The 16,251-nt window shown below is 67.3% G+C and carries 10 protein-coding genes; 6 read left to right on the forward strand and 4 right to left on the reverse strand.

From position 1 onward, the window contains the following. Positions 1-25: 25 nt before the first annotated feature. From KK141_RS07565 to KK141_RS07580, 4 genes are all read left to right on the forward strand, one after another. On the forward strand, positions 26-2,287 hold the full coding sequence (locus tag KK141_RS07565) for a glycoside hydrolase family 65 protein (protein WP_214569154.1): 2,262 nt from the start codon (positions 26-28) through the stop codon (positions 2,285-2,287). Positions 2,288-2,459: 172 nt separating this feature from the next. Beyond that, entirely contained in the window at positions 2,460-4,136 is a 1,677-nt protein-coding gene (locus KK141_RS07570) for a trehalase family glycosidase (RefSeq protein ID WP_214569155.1), read from the forward strand. 17 nt (positions 4,137-4,153) lie between these two features. Beyond that, positions 4,154-5,224, forward strand: coding sequence for an alpha/beta hydrolase fold domain-containing protein (locus KK141_RS07575; RefSeq protein ID WP_250901613.1), 1,071 nt, complete (start codon positions 4,154-4,156; stop codon positions 5,222-5,224). A gap of 80 nt (positions 5,225-5,304) precedes the next feature. Next, entirely contained in the window at positions 5,305-6,708 is a 1,404-nt protein-coding gene (locus KK141_RS07580) for a sigma-54 dependent transcriptional regulator (protein ID WP_214569156.1), read from the forward strand. A 411-nt stretch (positions 6,709-7,119) separates the two neighbouring features. Here the strand turns inward: KK141_RS07580 and KK141_RS07585 are convergent, their stop codons facing one another. The 4 genes from KK141_RS07585 to KK141_RS07600 form a co-directional block, all read right to left on the reverse strand. Further along, on the reverse strand, positions 7,120-8,685 hold the full coding sequence (locus KK141_RS07585) for a response regulator (RefSeq protein WP_214569157.1): 1,566 nt from the start codon (positions 8,683-8,685) through the stop codon (positions 7,120-7,122). A gap of 29 nt (positions 8,686-8,714) precedes the next feature. After that, positions 8,715-9,185: a response regulator gene (locus tag KK141_RS07590; RefSeq protein ID WP_214569158.1), complete on the reverse strand. Its 471-nt coding sequence runs from the start codon at positions 9,183-9,185 to the stop codon at positions 8,715-8,717. Beyond that, positions 9,182-10,978: an ATP-binding protein gene (locus KK141_RS07595; protein WP_214569159.1), complete on the reverse strand. Its 1,797-nt coding sequence runs from the start codon at positions 10,976-10,978 to the stop codon at positions 9,182-9,184. The genes KK141_RS07590 and KK141_RS07595 overlap by 4 nt, the downstream gene beginning before the upstream one ends. 306 nt (positions 10,979-11,284) lie before the next feature. Beyond that, positions 11,285-13,639 (reverse strand): GH92 family glycosyl hydrolase, encoded by a 2,355-nt coding sequence (locus KK141_RS07600; RefSeq protein ID WP_214569160.1) that lies wholly within the window; start codon positions 13,637-13,639, stop codon positions 11,285-11,287. Between the two features lie 205 nt (positions 13,640-13,844). On the opposite strand from KK141_RS07600, the gene KK141_RS07605 reads away from it, so the two are divergent. After that, a complete protein-coding gene (locus tag KK141_RS07605; protein ID WP_214569161.1) occupies positions 13,845-14,897 on the forward strand; it encodes a LacI family DNA-binding transcriptional regulator in 1,053 nt (350 codons plus the stop codon). 101 nt (positions 14,898-14,998) lie between these two features. Continuing rightward, positions 14,999-16,249: an L-fucose:H+ symporter permease gene (gene fucP, locus KK141_RS07610; protein ID WP_250901637.1), complete on the forward strand. Its 1,251-nt coding sequence runs from the start codon at positions 14,999-15,001 to the stop codon at positions 16,247-16,249. Positions 16,250-16,251: the final 2 nt, after the last annotated feature.

Genomic DNA, 16,251 nt, shown 5'->3' on the forward strand with positions numbered 1-16,251 from the left:
CAAGGATTCGATGATGGGAGTAGCCATGCCAATACGCTGTCGCCGCCTGGGTCTTGCCGCCCTGCTCATACTTGCCGCCGCCGGCCCCGCCCTGGCGCAGGACGCGAAAAGCGACCCGAGCTTCGTGCTCACCGGCACTTCGGCCGACTTCGACAGCTACTTCCCCGGCTACCTCGCCAACGGCTATTTCTCCAGCATGACCACCGCCCGCGGCACCGAGCCCGCGATGGGCTACATGGTCGCCTTCATGGACTACGCCAAAGACGATATCGCGCGGCCCGCGGCGATACCGGGCTGGAGCGAGATCGACTACAACCCCGGCGGCGGCTGGCTCAATTCCACCCGCCTGGGCAAGGAAATCTTCACCGACTACGCACAGACGCTGGACATGCGCGACGCCACGCTCGCCACCAGCTACCGTTTCGTCTATGCGAACAAGTCCACCGACGTGAAGGTCACCACGTTCGTCAGCCAGGATGCCAGCCACGTCGCCGCGACGCGGCTGACGATCACGCCGCAGTTCGACGGCAGCGTGCAGCTGACCTTTCCCATCCGCCTGTGGTCCGAGCACCAGCCGCGCTTTCCCATCGGCAAGCTCACCGGCGACCAGATGATCGAGTCGGTGATCGCCAGCGGCCAGAACCTCAACAACAAGCCGGTGCCCACGCCGGACCGCGCCGCCGTGTGGTACCACGGCGTGACGCGCATCGCCGCCAGCGACGGCGACAGCAAGGACCTCACGCTGTGGCTGGACGGCCGCGCCGAGCAGGGCCTGGCTATGGCCGAGGCGATTGCCGTCAGCCTGCCCGCCGGTTTGAAAGTCGAAGACGTGAAGCTGGAGAAGACGCCGTTCCGCATCTCGCTCAACGTCACCGCGCGCGTGCAAAAAGGCCGCACCTACGCGTTCACCAAGTACGCCGCCTTGTCACGCCAGGGCTGGGGCGGCGATGCGAAGGCCACGCTGGCGCTGGCCAAGCAGGCGCGCGCCACCGGCTTCGACCAGCTGCTGGCCGCGCACAAGGCCGCATGGCATGAGCTGTGGAAGTCGGACATCGTGGTCGACGGCGATCCGGCCGTGCAGAAGGCCGTGCATTCCGACCTGTATTACCTGCTGGCCAATTCCACCGTCGGCACCGCCTGGCCGATGGGCGCCTGCGCGCTGACCCCGGGCTATGCCGGCCATGCGTTCTGGGACAGCGATTCCTGGGTGTTCCCGGCGCTGCTGCTGCTGCATCCGGAGCGCGCCAAGCCGATCGTGATGTTCCGCCACCGCACCATGCAGCCGGCGCGCGAACGCGCCAAGCAGTATGGCGCGAGCGGCACCATGTATCCGTGGGAAGCCGATCCGGAAACCGGCAAGGACTACACGCCGCATTTCGCCTACGACGTGTACCGCGAGATCCACGTCAACGCCGACGTGGCGATCGCCCAGTGGCAGTACTACCAGGCCACCGGCGACGAGGCCTGGCTGAAGCAGTACGGCTGGCCGGTGATCCGCGAGGTGGCCGAGTTCTGGGTCAGCCGCGTCACCTACGACAAGGCGCACGACCGCTACGAGATCCATCACGTCACCTCGCCCGACGAGGCTTATAACGACGTGCCGAACGACTCCTTCACCAATGCCGCCGCGGCCAAGGCGCTGCGCATCGCGCAGGAAGCGGCCAGGAAGGTGGGCGAGACGGCGGACCCGAAGTGGGCCGAGATCGTCGCCAAGATGTATATCCCGTTCGACCAGCAGAACCAGCGTCATCTCGATTTCGACGCCTCGGTGCCGCACGACAAGATCACCTGGATGGGTTCATCGCTGATCTGGCTGATGTATCCCAACCTCGACCTGCCGATGACGCCGCAGATCCGCCGCAACAACTTCGACTTCCAGCTGCACGAGCTGAAGGTGCACGGCGACGATCCGAACGAGATGATGATGGTGATGCTTGCGGTGGGCGCGGCTGAACTGGGCGATGGCAAGACCGCGGGCGAGTGGATCCATCGCAACCTCACCGGATTCCTGAAACCGCCGTTCAATGTGCGCACAGAGACGGTGGCGAATAACGCGGGTTACATCCTGTCCACCTCGGCGGGCTTCGTGCAGAGCTTCGTGTATGGCTTGAGCGGATTGCGCATCGACGACAACGGCCTGAGCGAGGCGTACGCGCCGGTGCTGCCGCCGGCGTGGAAGTCGGTGAAGCTTCAGGGGGTGCATTACCGCGGGAAGGTGTTCGACATCGGCATCGAGCATGGTGCGGATGGGAAGGCGAAGCTGACGCGCACGGCGCGGAGCGATTGAGGCATTTAAGCCCCTCTCCCGTCGGGAGAGGGGTTGGGGTGAGGGTACGGCCGGAGTGGTGAGCTGCGCTCCGCCCGAACCCTCATCCGGCTGCCGCCACCTTCTCCCGGAGGGAGAAGGATTCGAGTTTGAAGACTGAGGACAAGCAATTCCCGAAGCGAGGACCCCACTCATGACCCGCTCTCCCCACTTGCTACGTACCGCGCTGTTCGTAACAGCTTTCGCCACTGCCACTGCCCATGCGGCCACGCCCGACCCCGCCAAAACCCGCACCTACATCGACAAAGCCTGGACCACCCTCACCCGCTCCCAGGACCAGTGCAACGCCTTGACCGACCCCAAGATCGTCGGCCACCCCGTGCTCTACGTCCCGGCGGAAATGAAGGTGCCGCCCGCCCTTGCCGATATCGGCAAACGCTGCGGCGTCGACATCCACCCGCTGCCGCGCGCCATCCAGCGCCTCGGCGACATCGACGCCACCAAGCTCCCCGCGCAAGGCCTGCTCTACCTCCCGCATCCCTACGTCGTGCCCGGCGGCTTCTTCAACGAGATGTACGGCTGGGACAGCTACTTCATCGTGCTGGGCCTGGCCGCCGACCAGCGCGGCAAGCTGGCGCGCGACATGGTGGACAACGCGCTGTTCGAGGTGGAGCACTACGGCGCGGTGCTCAACGCCAACCGCACCTATTACCTCAGCCGCTCGCAGCCGCCCTTCCTCACCGCGATGATGGCGACCGTGCTGGACGACCCGGACGCCTTCGCCTCCGACACCGAGCGCAACACCTGGCTGAAGAACGCCTATCCACTGGCGGTGCGCAACCACGACGTGTGGACGCGTGAGGAACACCGCGCCGGCGATACCGGCCTGGCGCGCTATTACGACCTGGGCGACGGCCCGGTGCTGGAAGCGCAGAACAGCGACGACTTCTACGTGAAGGTGATCAAGTGGCTGCGCGCGCATCCCAAGGACGATCCGGGCTATCTGCTCAAGGGCGCGCAGAAGCCGGACGATGCGGAAGCCACGCGCCTGACCAAGGAAAGCTGCGACGTGCGCGCCTCGAAGGTGTGCCTGGGCAACTGGTACGACGGCTACCGCCTCACGGCCGACTACTACCACGGCGATCGCGCCATGCGCGAATCCGGCTACGACACCAATTTCCACTTCGGCCCGTTCGGCGGTTCCACCCATCACTACGCCTCGGTCGATCTCAACAGCCTGCTCTACCGCTACGAGCTGGACCTGGCCGCCTTCGCCAAGCGCCTGGGCAACACCAAGGACGCCGAACGCTGGACGGCCGCCGCCGCGGCACGCAAGCAGGCGATGGACAAATACCTGTGGCGCGCGGAAGACGGCATGTACCGCGACTACGACTTCGTCGCTGGCAAACCCTCGCCCACGCCCTATCTCAACACCTACTACCCGCTATGGGCCGGCGCCGCCTCGCCGCAGCAGGCCGAAGCCGTGCGCGGCAAGCTGCCGGTATTCGAGCGCCGCGGCGGACTGTCGATGGACAACCAGCCCGCCGGCGTGCAGTGGAACGATCCGTTCGGCTGGGCGCCGACCAATTGGCTGGCGATCAAGGGCCTGGACGACTACGGCTTCCACGACGACGCGCGCCGCCTCGCCGGCAAGTTCACCGCCACGGTGGACCGCGGCCTCGCCGACGACGGCACCATCCGCGAGAAATACAACATGGCCAAGGGCAATGCCGACGTGCGCGTCAGCGCCGGCTACAGCGAGAACGTGATCGGCTTCGGCTGGACCAACGGGGTGTATCTGAAGCTGCAGGAGATCCTGCAGAAGAACGCGCCGGCGCAGAAGCAGCGCGCCACCGGAACCACGCCATGAATCGGGGAGCCTTCGCCATGCGCACGTTCCGTCTTGCCTGCGTCGCCGCCGCGCTGATGTCCGGCGCCAACCTCGCAAGCGCGCAGGCCGCGCCGCCGGCTACCGGCTACAAAGCCGACGCCAGCATCTTCATCGGCAACGCCACCGTGCCGTATTCCGTGTTCGCCTCCCCCGAGTCGCGCGCGTTCTTCCCGAAGATGCTGGCCGAAGGCGACAAGGCGCCGCCGCTGACCGCGCCGATCGAGCAGAACCGCGCGTTCTACGACCGCATGAACAGCGCCCGCGCCACGCGCATGCAGCAGCTCTACGCGGTGAAGATCACCGCCGAGCGCATCGCCAACGTGGCGGTGGACGTGGTACTGCCCGCCCAAGGCGTGGCGCCGGCGAACCAGGCGCGGGTGCTGATCAACCTGCACGGCGGCGCCTTCCTGTGGGGCGCGCACAGCGGCGGCCTGGTCGAGGCGATCCCGATCGCCGGCGTGGGGCGCGTGAAGGTAGTGACGGTGGATTACCGCGAAGGCCCCGAGCATGTCTTTCCCGCCGCCACCGACGACGTGGTGGCGGTGTACCGCGAGCTGCTCAAGCACTACAAGCCGGCCAACGTGGGCATTTACGGCTGCTCCGCCGGCGGCATCCTCACCGGCGAGGTCACCGCCAGGCTGATCCACGACCAGCTGCCGGTGCCCGGCGCGATCGGCATGTTCTGCGCCGGCGTGACGCCGCTGGACGGCGACGAGAGCTATATCGCCTCGCCGCTCAACGGCAAGCCGATCCCCCCGCGAGCGCTGCAGCTCGGCGACCTGCCCTACTTCAAGGGCGCCAGCAGTGGCGATCCGCTGGTATTCCCGGCCAACTCGCCCGCACTGCTGGCGAAATTCCCGCCCACCCTGCTGATTTCCGGCACGCGCGACATGGCCATGAGCGCGGTGATCCACAGCCAGACGCTGCTGGACCGGGCCGGCGTGGAAGTGGAACTGCACGTGTGGGACGGCATGTGGCATTCGTTCTTCTCCGACCCCGACATGCCCGAATCCAAGGATGCCTACCGCGTGATCTGGCGTTTCTTCGACCGGCACCTGGGGCACTGAGAACGCGCCGGACGGGCAGGCTTTGCCCCTCGGGGAGGGGGCGGGTATCCTAGCCTGCACCTGAAAGCCAGCTGGATGACATGAGCCAACAGACCGTCCTCGTCATCGACGACGAGCGCGATATTCGCGAACTGCTGACCATCACCCTGGGTCGCATGGACCTGCAGGTCGATGCGGTGGGTACGGTGGCGGACGCGCGTCGCGCTCTGGAAGAGCGCACTTACGACCTCTGCTTCACCGACATGCGCCTGCCCGACGGCACCGGCCACGAGGTGATCGAGCTGATCGCGGCCAAGCACCCCGACATGCCGGTGGCGATGATCACCGCCTACGGCAACGTCGACGCCGCGGTGAGCGCGCTGAAGGCCGGCGCCTTCGACTTCGTGTCCAAGCCGGTCGACATCCAGATGCTGCGCCAGCTGGTGCGCACCGCGCTGCGCCTGGCCGAGGAAAAGCGCGCCGGCGGCGGTGCCGCCAAGGCGCCCAATGCCGGCGACCGCCTGATCGGCGACTCCCCCGCGATGGCGCAGGTGCGCGCCACCATCGGCAAGCTGGCGCGCAACCAGGCGCCGGTGTACATCGCCGGCGAATCCGGCGTCGGCAAGGAACTGGTCGCCCGCCTGATCCACGAGCAAGGCCCGCGCGCGGCCGGCCCCTTCGTGCCGGTGAACTGCGGCGCGATTCCGTCCGAGCTGATGGAGAGCGAATTCTTCGGCCACCGCAAGGGCAGCTTCACCGGCGCGGTGAGCGACAAGGAAGGCCTGTTCCAGGCCGCCAACGGCGGCACCCTGTTCCTCGACGAAGTGGCCGAACTGCCGCTGCACATGCAGGTGAAGCTGCTGCGCGCGATCCAGGAAAAGGCCGTGCGCCCGATCGGCGCGCGCGAGGAGATCCCCGTCGACGTGCGCATCCTGTCGGCCACGCACAAGAATCTCGCGGCCCTGGTCGAGCAAGGCCAGTTCCGCCAGGACCTGTTCTACCGCATCAACGTGATCGAACTGCGCGTCCCGCCCCTGCGCGAACGCCGCGGCGACGTCCCCCTCCTCGCCAGCTACATCCTCCGCCAGCTCGCCACCAAGAGCGGCGGCACCCCCGGCCGCCTCCTCCCCGCCTCCCAACAGGCCCTGGACGGCTACGACTTCCCCGGCAACGTACGCGAACTCGAAAACATCCTCGAACGCGCCATGGCCATGTGCGAAGGCGACGAAGTCGACGTAGCCGACTTGATGCTGCCCCAGCGCACACCACGCGCCGCGGATGCAGCGGTTCCGCCACCACCCGGCGTACCCGCAGCCGGCCCGGCACAATCGGCACCGCCTCCCACCGCCGACGGCGGCCTCGACGACTACATCAGCAACATCGAGCGCACCGCGATCATCAAGGCGCTGGAAGAGTCGCGGTACAACAAGACCGCAGCCGCCAAGAAGCTCGGCATTACGTTCCGCGCGCTACGCTACAAGCTCAAGAAGCTCGGGATCGACTGACCCCACCTCCCTGCTCCGCCCGGCCCCTCACCCTGCCCTCTCCCCGGAGGGGAGAGGGGTGATGTCGTGAGGCAGGCAGGAACGAAGAGCAAAAGCTGGCGCCAGTCCTTGAACGTCCTCTTCGCAACGGCACGTTGAAGCACCCGCTACGTAAACGCACTGTCGTTTCGTGTCGACTCTGGTTAATCCGTTGCCGCGGCCGCCCACCGCTCCTTCTAGTCGCGTCGCGAGCCTTGGCTCTAAGGCCATTTCTTTTGGGTTACTTTTTCTTTGGGCCAGCAAAGAAAAAGTGACTCGGGCGCCGGCAGGCGTCCGAAATGCCCGCTGCATAAGCGGCCAGTCCGCGCTAACGCGACAATCGCGCGTGATCGCCACTGGATCCCGGCCTACGCCGGGATGACGAGCAAAACCTCACCCCTCCCCATCAAGCGCCTCGCGCAAAGTCCCCAACAACTTGAAAGTAGCCACCGGCTTATCCACCAGATAAAGCCGCTCCACCTCCGGCATCTCATCCAGATCCGGCGGCGCATCCGGCCGCGTCAACAACACCACCGCCCGCCGATACCCATGCTCGATCAGCGCCGCCAACGTGCGCACCCCCGTAAACAAATTCATATCGGCATCCATCACCACCAGATCCGGCACCCCATGCGCCTCGATCCACTGCAATGCCGCCGTACCGCTCTGGCTGGCATGCGCCTGATACCCCCACGCATCCAGCGTATCCACCAGCAGGGACAGCTGGGCCGCCTCCTCCACCACCACCAGCACCCGCTCGGCATTGCCCAGCAGATGCTCGTCGTCCTCGCCCTCGGGCATTTCTTCGGGCTGTGCGCCCAGCGGCAGATAGAGATGGAACCCCGTGCCCTGCCCCAGCGCACTCTCCACGCGCATCGCGCCGCCGTGGCTGGCCACGATGCGCTTGCACGAGAGCAGACCTAAGCCGGTGCCGCCTTCCTTGGTGGTGTAGAACGGCTCGTACAAATGCGCGAGCGTGGCCTCGTCCATGCCGCAGCCGGTGTCGATCACGCTCAGGCGCAGATAGCGGCCTTCTTCCGCGCTCTCGCCTTCCTGGAAAAAATCGCTCGCCAGCAGCTGCTGCCCCGCCTCGATGCGCAGCTCGCCACCGCCGGGCATGGCCTGGATCGCGTTGAGGCTCAGATTGAGCAGGCATTGCTGCAGCTCGGTGTGGTTGCCCGAGAAACTCAGCTCCGGATCGTCCACCGCCAGCTCCAGCGCGACATTGCGCGGCACGCTGCCCTGCAGCAGCAGGTTGAGCGCATCGAGCAGCGCGCCCACCCGCACCTGTTCGGCGCGGCGCGCGCCGCGGGCGAACGACAGCATCGACTGCACCATGTCCAGGCCGCGCCGTCCGCAATCGCGCACCAGCTTGCCCAGGCGTGCGAGGCGCGGATCGTCCTGATAATCCTGCAGGCTCTCGCCGGCCAGCAGCAGCGGCTGCAGCAGATTGCGCAGGTCGTGGCTCAAGCCACCGGCCAGCATGGCCAGGCTTTCGAAGCGCTGCGCGCGGATCAGCTCCGCCTCGGCGCGCCGCTGCGCCTTCTGCGCTTCGTGTTCGCGCAGAGCGCGGCGCACTGCGCTGGCCAGGCGCGCGGGGTTCTGCTTCAGGATGTAATCGGTGGCGCCGTTGCGCAGCGCCGCGATCGCCGCTTCCTCGCCCAGGGTGGCCGAGACATAGATGAAAGGCAGGTCGCGGTCGTGCTCGCGCAGCAGTTCCAGCGCGCGTTCGCCGGAGAAGCCGGGCATGCTCAGGTCCGACAGCACGATATGCGGCTTGAAGTCCTCCAGCTCGCGCGTGTAGCCGATCTCGTCGTCGACCAGGCGCACTTCGAAGTCGATCGCATCGGCTTCGAGTTCGGAGATCACCAGTTCGGCGTCGGGCAGGCTGTCCTCGATCTGCAGCACGCGGATGCGGGGAAACGGCGGCGGCAGAGGAATGTTCGGTTTATCTGGCATGTAAGCAATACCTTCGCGGCGCGGCGCCTTCAATCCGGCGCCTGGTTCAGCACCGCCCAGAACTGCCCGAGCGTGCGCACCGCTTCGAAAAACTGGTCGACGTCGACCGGCTTGATCACATAGGCATTCACGCCCAGGTCCCAGCTGCGAGCCAGGTCGCTTTCCTCGCGCGAGGACGACAGCACCACCACCGGGATGCGCCGCAAGCGTTCGTCCGCGCGCATCTCGGTCAGCACTTCCAGGCCATCCACGCGCGGCATCTTGATGTCCAGCAGCACCACCGCCGGATCCAGCGGCGGGCGTCCGGCCCAGGCGCCGCGGCCGTGCAGATAGTCCAGGCAGTCCACGCCGTCCTCGACGTGCACGATGGGATTGGCCAGATGCGCGCTGCGCAACGCTTCCAGCGCCAGCTCGGCATCCGCAGGGCTGTCTTCGGCGAGCAGGATGCTGCGCACGATGCCGTGCGCCGGCGCGTTGCGCGTGACCGTGCCCAGGCTCATTGCCGTTCCTGCGCGAACGCATCGGCCAGGTCGGAGGCCGGCAAGGTGAAGTGGAACCGCGCACCCTCGCCGGGGCTGCCCTCGGCCCACACCTTGCCGCCATGGCGCTGCACGATGCGCCGCACATTGGCCAGGCCGATGCCGTTGCCGGGGAATTCCGACGCGCGGTGCAAACGCTGGAACACGCCGAACAGCTTGCCGGAATACTGCATGTCGAAGCCGGCGCCGTCGTCGCTGACCACGAACTCGTAGTCGCCGTTGTCGCCGCGGCGCATCTCCACGCCGATATTCGCCACGTCGACCTTGCCGGTGTACTTCACCGCATTGCCGAGCAGGTTCTGCCACACCGTGCGCAGCATGTTCTCGTCGCCGATCACGATCGGCAGCGGCGCGATCGCCCACAGGATGCGCCGGCCGTGCACTTCGGATTCGGCCAGCACGCGGGCCTCTTCCGCCAGCGACTGCATGTCCACCGGCTGCAGGCGCAGCGCGCCGCGGCCCAGGCGCGAGAACACCAGCAGGTCGTCGATCAGCTGGGCCATGCGGCGGGCGGCGTCGCTGATCACGTCGATATAGTGCTGCGACTTGTCGTCCGCGCCCTCGCCCAGATGCTGTTCCAGCTTGCTGGCGAAGCCGGCGATATGGCGCAGCGGCGCGCGCAGGTCGTGCGAGACCGAATAGCTGAAGGCTTCCAGCTCGCGGTTCACGTCGGAGACCTGGGCCACCTTGCCTTCCAGCTGGCGGTTCAGTTCCTTTACCTGCTGCTCGACCAGGGCGCGCGCGGTGACGTCGCTCACCGTGAGCAGCAGCACCGGCTCGCCGCCGTCGTCCTGCTGCAGGCGGCGGGCGTTGATCACCACGTGGCGGTCGACGCCGTCGACGGTGCGCTGGAGCAGTTCGTAGTCCCACAGCTCGCGATCCAGCAACAGCACGTCGTTGAGCCGCTGCTGCAGCGCGCTGTCGCGCCAGGCGCCGTCGCCGATCTCCACCAGCGGCAACGAATGCCGGTTCGACGGTGGAATGCCATACAACTCGCCGAACGCCGCATTGACCAGCAAGGTGCACAGCTTGCTGTCCAGCAGCGCGATCGGTTCGCGCACCGCCTGCACGATCAACTGCGAGCGCTGCACCGCCTGGCCTTCGCGTTCTTCCGCCTGAAGGCGCCGGCTGATCTGCCGCTCGGACACGATCACCACGATGGCCAGCAGCAAGACCTGCGCGCTGGCGGTGATGGTCAGCGCCAGGCTGCTATTGGACGAAGCCGCGCGTGCCTGGCTGCGCCGCGCGAGCAAGGTGTCGTCCTCGCTCTGCACGATGCCGTCGATCAGGTCGTCCATCTTGAACAAGGTGCCGGAATCGCGCAGCGCCTCGTTGGCGGCGCGCACGTCGCCCTGGCGGTAGCGCAGCATGGCCTGGTCGAGCAGGGCCAGGCGGCCGCTGACCATGCTGCCGAGCGCACCGATGCGCGCCTGCTGGTCGGCGTTGTCGCGGGTCATGTCGCGCAGCTGCGCGAGCAGGCCGGGAATCTCCTTGCTGGCCCGGCCGGCGCGCACGCGCACCTGCGGGTTGTCGTCGCCGTCCAGCAGCCGGTACAGCGCCGCCTCGCCGTCGCGGGTGACGTAGGCGATGCGGTAGGTCAGCGATTTCACTTCCGAGGAATGGGTCACGCGGGCATTGGCGTCCAGCGCGTCGCGCGAGCCGCTGCGGGTCACCATGTAAGGCAGCGCCACGATCACCAGCACCGCAAACAGCAGCCCGCCCAGGCGCCAGCGCAGCGCCACGCGATCCCGCATCCGGGGTCGCGTGACCGGCGTAAGTTTCCACGGGGAGTGCGGCATGCGCCGATGGTTACAGAATCATCTGATGCCTGCCAGCGGAGATGTCACGGCGCGGCGATTTGCCTGCGGCTTATGCCCCTCTCCCTCCGGCGACCCGTAGGTAGTCCCCGTGGGAGAGAGGGGTTGGGGTGAGGGTACGGGCGGAGCGCGAGGGTGATGCGCTCCGCTCCGGCCGAACCCTCATCCGGCTGCCGCCACCTTCTCTCCCACGGGGACTACCTTCGGGTCGCCGAAGGGAGAAGGGTTTCACATTCGAGCGAACTACTTCACGTAGGCGCTCATCGCCGCCGGCCGCGCGGCGGCCGCCTGGCCCCAGCTGCGGTTCGGCTGCGCCTGCATGCGGAAGTGCAGCTCGCCGCCGGCCAGGATCTCGCCGTGGCGCAGGAACACGCGGTCCAGCGGCTTGCCGTTGAGGGTCACCTCGCCCACGTAGGGATGGGCGTCGTCCAGCGGCTCGGCAGACACCGTGAAGGTCTTGCCGCCGTGAAGATGCAAGGTGGCCTTCTGCACGAACGGGCGGCCGATGGCGTATTCGTCGCTGCCGGGCGCGACCGGGTAAAAGCCCAGCGCGGTGAACACGTACCAGGCCGACATCTGGCCCAGGTCGTCGTTGCCGGCCAGGCCGTCGGGGCGCGGCGCGTACTGGCTGTCCATGATCTGCTTCAGGCGCTGCTGGGTCTGCCACGGCGCGCCGGCGTAGTCGTACAGGTAAGCCAGGTGATGGCTGGGCTCATTGCCGTGGGCGTACCAGCCGATCAGGCCGGTGATGTCTTCCACGTGGGCGAACTGCTTGGGATCGACCTTGGCGTCGAACACGCTGTCCAGCTTCTGCACGAGGGCCTGGTCGCCGCCCATCGCCGCGATCAGCCCGGCCACGTCCTGCGGCACGTACCAGGAGTACTGCCAGGCATTGCCCTCGGTGTAGTCGCTGCCATAGCCGGCCACGTCGGGATTGAACGGTTCGCGGAACTTGCCGTCGGTCTTGCGCGCGCGCATGAAGCCGGTCTTGGCGTCGTAGGCGTTGCGCCAGTTGCCGGCGCGCTTGGCGAACTGCGCTGCCACGTCCTGGCGGCCCATGGCCTTGGCCATCTGCGCGATGGTCCAGTCGTCGTAGGCGTATTCCAGCGTCTTGGAGGCGCCTTCCGGTTCCTTGTCGATCGGCACGTAGCCGCGCTGCATGTATTCGCCGAGGCCCCCGTACGGCGCATAGGTAGCGCTGGCCACCATCGCATCCAGGCCGGCCTTGGCGTCGAAGCCGCGGATGCCCTTCACATAGGCGTCGGCGATCACCGGCACCGCGTGATAGCCGATCATGCACCACGTCTCCAGGCCCTGGTACGCCCAGACCGGCAGGATGCCGAACGGGCTGGCCTCGCGCGCGGCGATCAGCGACTGCACGAAGTCCACGCTGCGCTGCGGCTGCAACAGCACCATCAGCGGCTGCTGCGCGCGGTACACGTCCCACAGCGACCAGGTGGAATGGAATTCGAAGCCCTGCGCGCGGTGCACGGCGTTGTCCGGGCCGCGGTAGTCGCCGTTGACGTCCATGCTCAGCGTGGGCGACAGCATGGCGTGGTACAGCGAGGTGTAGAAGCTGGTGCGCTGCTCCTTCGGCGCGTCCACGTCGACCACGCCCAGCACCTGGTTCCACGCGCTGCGCGCCTCGGCGCGGCGGGCGTCGAAGTCCCAGCCCTTGCCGTCGGTGTCGAGATTGGCCAGCGCATTGGCCTCGCTCACCGAGGAAATCGCCACCTTCACCTGCAGCGGCTGCTTGAGCTGGCCGAAGTCGAACACGCCGACGATGGCGCGGCCCTGCTGCGCGTCCTGGTCTTCCGGCTGGTGGCCCGGGCCCTTGAAGCCCTTGTAGGCCACGTCGGTCTCGCGGTCGTACAGATGCCGCGCGGCCAGCGGCTGCGAGAAGCGCATGGCGAAGCACAGCTCGCGGCCCGGCGCCCAGCCGCGGGTCTGGCGGCAGCCGGTGACGGCGCCGTCCTTGTGCACGCGTAGCGACGACCACAGCACCTTGCCGGCGTAGTCGTAGATGCTCGGGCGCAAGTCCAGCAGCAGATGCGCCGGCTGCCCGGCCGGGAAGGTGTAGCGGTGCCAGCCCACGCGGCGGCCGGCAGTGAGCTCGGCACGCACCTGGTAGTCGCTGAGGGTGACGGCGTAGTAGCCCGCTTCCACCTTTTCGCTGTCGTGGCTGAAGCGCGAGCGGTAGCCGCTGCCGGGTTGGGCCGGGTCGCCCGGCTCCAGCTTCGGCTCGCCGGCGACCGGCATCACCAGCACGTCGCCCAGGTCCGAATGGCCGGAGCCGGAGAAATGCGTATGGGAGAAGCCGAGCAGGCTGGTGTCCCCGTACTGGTAGCCGGCAGCCCACTTATAGGCGTGCTTGAAATCCGGCATGGCCGTGTCGGGCGAGAGCTGGATCATGCCGAACGGCACCGTGGCGCCCGGGAAGGTGTGGCCGTCGCCGCCGGTGCCGATGCGCGGATCGACGTCCGCGGCGTGGCCCGGCTCCGCGGCGCGGTCGGCTGCCTGAGCGGCGCCGGCAGCCAGCGACAAGGCCAGCGCCAGTGCGACGGGCCCACAGGCCGGCTTAAACGAAAACTTGACCATCGGCATCTCCCCTGGACGTGGTTTACGGCGCAATTCCGGTCGACCGAGGTGCCTGCTGCTTGGTCGACCGTCCTGGCCGGCAAGTTTGGATCGTTCCAAACCGGGGAAGCTAACACCCCACCGATGGCCGGTGCATGCTGCACTGCGAGATCACTATCCTTATGGAATCGACTACTTTTGGATCGTTCTAATGGCCGCGAGAACCATGGAAAGCTCGACCTCGATCCGCCGCAAGATCACCCTGAACGACATCGCCGCCGGCTGCGGCGTGTCGCGCGCCACTGTGTCCCTCGTGCTGCGCGGCAGTCCACTGGTGAACAAACACACCCGGGCCCGGGTAGAAGAAGAACTGCGCAAGCAGGGCTACGTCTACAACCGCGCCGCGGCCAATCTGCGCCGCCGCACGTCGTCGAGCATCGCGCTGGTGCTCAACGAACTCGGCAATCCGTTCTTCGCGGAATTCGCCGCGGGCGTGGATGAAACACTCGGCCAGGCCGGCTTCGTCACCTTGCTCGGCAGTACCGGCGAATCGGTGGAGCGCGAGCAGGCGGTGCTGAGTTCGCTGATCGAACATGGCCCGGGTGGAATCATTCTCTCCCCCGCCGAAGGCAGCGCCGCCGAGCGCGTGCTCGCCGCGGTGGGTGCGCAGACGCCGGTGCTGCTGTTCAACCGCGAACTCGGCGGCAACCTGCCCGAATACGCGCACTGGGACCGCCTGATGCTGGACAACCAGCACGGCGCGAAGCTCGCCACCGAACATCTCATCGCGCAGGGCCACAAGCGCATCGCGTTCTTCGGCGGCCACGGCGATTCCAGCTCGTGCCGCCAGCGCCATGCCGGCTATGTCGAAGCGATGAACGCGGCCGGCCTGCCGATCGCGCCGCGCTGGCGCGTGGAAACCCTGCCGACTCGAATGGACGCCGCGCGCGCCTGCGCCGACCTGTTCGCCGCCAAGCCCGCGCCTACCGCGGCGGTCTGCTACAACGACGCGGTCGCGCTGGGCCTGATGCTCGGCCTCAATCAGCGCGGCATCCAGCCGGGCCGCGATTTCGCGCTTACCGGCTTCGACGACGTGGCGGAGGCGGCCTTCAGCATGCCGCCGCTCACCACGCTGGCCACCGATCCGCGCGCCCGCGGCCGCCAGGCCGCGCAACTCCTGCTCGCGCGCCTGCGCAAGCCGCAGGCCGATGCCACCACCACGGTTGCGCAGGTGACCCTGGTGGTGCGCGAAAGCAGCGGCGCACCGCGCACGACCTGATTCCTACTCCGAGGAAACCACCCATGGCTTTCGCCTCACCACCCGCCCCGTCGAACACTGCGCTCCCCGGGGCGGCCAAGGAGCGCTACACCGATTACCCGATGGCGATGGGGGTGCTCACCAGCATCTTCTTCATGTGGGGCTTTCTCACCTGCCTCAACGACATCCTGATTCCGCATCTGAAGGCGGTGTTCCAGCTCAATTACGCCGAGGCGATGCTGGTGCAGTTCACCTTCTTCGGGGCGTATTTCCTGATGTCGCTACCGGCGGGCCGCGTGGTCGCGCACCTGGGCTACAAGAAAGGCATCGTCACCGGCCTGGCCGTTGCCGGCGTCGGCGCCGTGGGTTTCTGGCCGGCCGCGGGCCTGCATTCGTATCCGGCATTTCTCGGCGCACTGTTCGTGCTGGCCACCGGCATCACCGTGCTTCAGGTGGCGGCCAATGCCTACGTCGCGCTGCTGGGCCCGGAGAAGACGAGCTCCAGCCGCCTCACCCTGGCGCAAGCGCTGAATTCGCTCGGCACCTTCCTGGCGCCGAAGTTCGGCGGCTTGCTGATTCTCTCCGCCGCGGTGCTCGGCGCCGACCAGATCGGCAAGCTCTCGCCCGCCGAACAGCTGGCCTACCGCGCGCAGGAAGCGCAGACCGTGCAGGGCCCGTACCTGGGCCTGGCCGTGGTGCTGTTCCTGCTGGCGATCTTCGTCTACCTGTTCCGCCTGCCCACGCTGAAAGAAAGCACCGAGCAGGCCGACACCGGCCACCACACGCTGATCGACGCGCTGCGCCACCCGCATGTGCTGTTCGGCGTGCTGGGCATCTTCTTCTACGTGGGCGGCGAGGTGGCGATCGGCAGCTTCCTGGTCAACTACCTGTCGATGCCCGACATCGGCAACATGACCGAGCAGGCCGCCGCCAACTACGTGGCGTATTACTGGGGCGGCGCGATGGTCGGCCGCTTCATCGGCTCGGCGCTGCTCGCGCGCCTGTCGCCGCGCAAGCTGCTGGCGATCTTCGCCATGATCAACATGCTGCTGGTGGTGGTGACCATGTCGACCAAGGGCCAGGTCGCGATGTACAGCGTGGTGTCGATCGGCCTGTTCAACTCGATCATGTTCCCCACCATCTTCTCGCTCGGCATCGAACGCATGGGCCCGCTGACCGGCAAGGCGTCGAGCCTGCTGATCATGGCCATCGTCGGCGGCGCGCTGGTGCCTTACGTGCAGGGCCTGTTCGCCGACCGCATCGGCGTGCAGCACGCGTTCTTCCTGCCGCTGCTGTGCTACGCCTACATCGTTTTCTATGGCCTTTACGGCTCGCGCATCAAGAGCGACACCCCAGTCGCCGCCACCCACTGAGA

It is taken from the genome of Dyella sp. LX-66, assembly GCF_018599165.1.
GTDB classification, from domain to species: Bacteria; Pseudomonadota; Gammaproteobacteria; order Xanthomonadales; family Rhodanobacteraceae; genus Dyella_D; species Dyella_D marensis.

What these genes read in the sequence shown, in the direction of transcription:
- KK141_RS07590 (WP_214569158.1), bottom strand. Translation starts at nt 9,185, where the DNA reads ATGAGCCTGGGCACGGTCACGCGCAACGCGCCGGCGCACGGCATCGTG.
- KK141_RS07580 (WP_214569156.1), top strand. Translation starts at nt 5,305, where the DNA reads ATGAGCCAACAGACCGTCCTCGTCATCGACGACGAGCGCGATATTCGC.
- KK141_RS07585 (WP_214569157.1), bottom strand. Translation starts at nt 8,685, where the DNA reads ATGCCAGATAAACCGAACATTCCTCTGCCGCCGCCGTTTCCCCGCATC.
- KK141_RS07605 (WP_214569161.1), top strand. Translation starts at nt 13,845, where the DNA reads ATGGAAAGCTCGACCTCGATCCGCCGCAAGATCACCCTGAACGACATC.
- fucP (WP_250901637.1), top strand. Translation starts at nt 14,999, where the DNA reads ATGGCGATGGGGGTGCTCACCAGCATCTTCTTCATGTGGGGCTTTCTC.
- KK141_RS07600 (WP_214569160.1), bottom strand. Translation starts at nt 13,639, where the DNA reads ATGGTCAAGTTTTCGTTTAAGCCGGCCTGTGGGCCCGTCGCACTGGCG.
- KK141_RS07595 (WP_214569159.1), bottom strand. Translation starts at nt 10,978, where the DNA reads ATGCGGGATCGCGTGGCGCTGCGCTGGCGCCTGGGCGGGCTGCTGTTT.
- KK141_RS07575 (WP_250901613.1), top strand. Translation starts at nt 4,154, where the DNA reads ATGCGCACGTTCCGTCTTGCCTGCGTCGCCGCCGCGCTGATGTCCGGC.
- KK141_RS07565 (WP_214569154.1), top strand. Translation starts at nt 26, where the DNA reads ATGCCAATACGCTGTCGCCGCCTGGGTCTTGCCGCCCTGCTCATACTT.
- KK141_RS07570 (WP_214569155.1), top strand. Translation starts at nt 2,460, where the DNA reads ATGACCCGCTCTCCCCACTTGCTACGTACCGCGCTGTTCGTAACAGCT.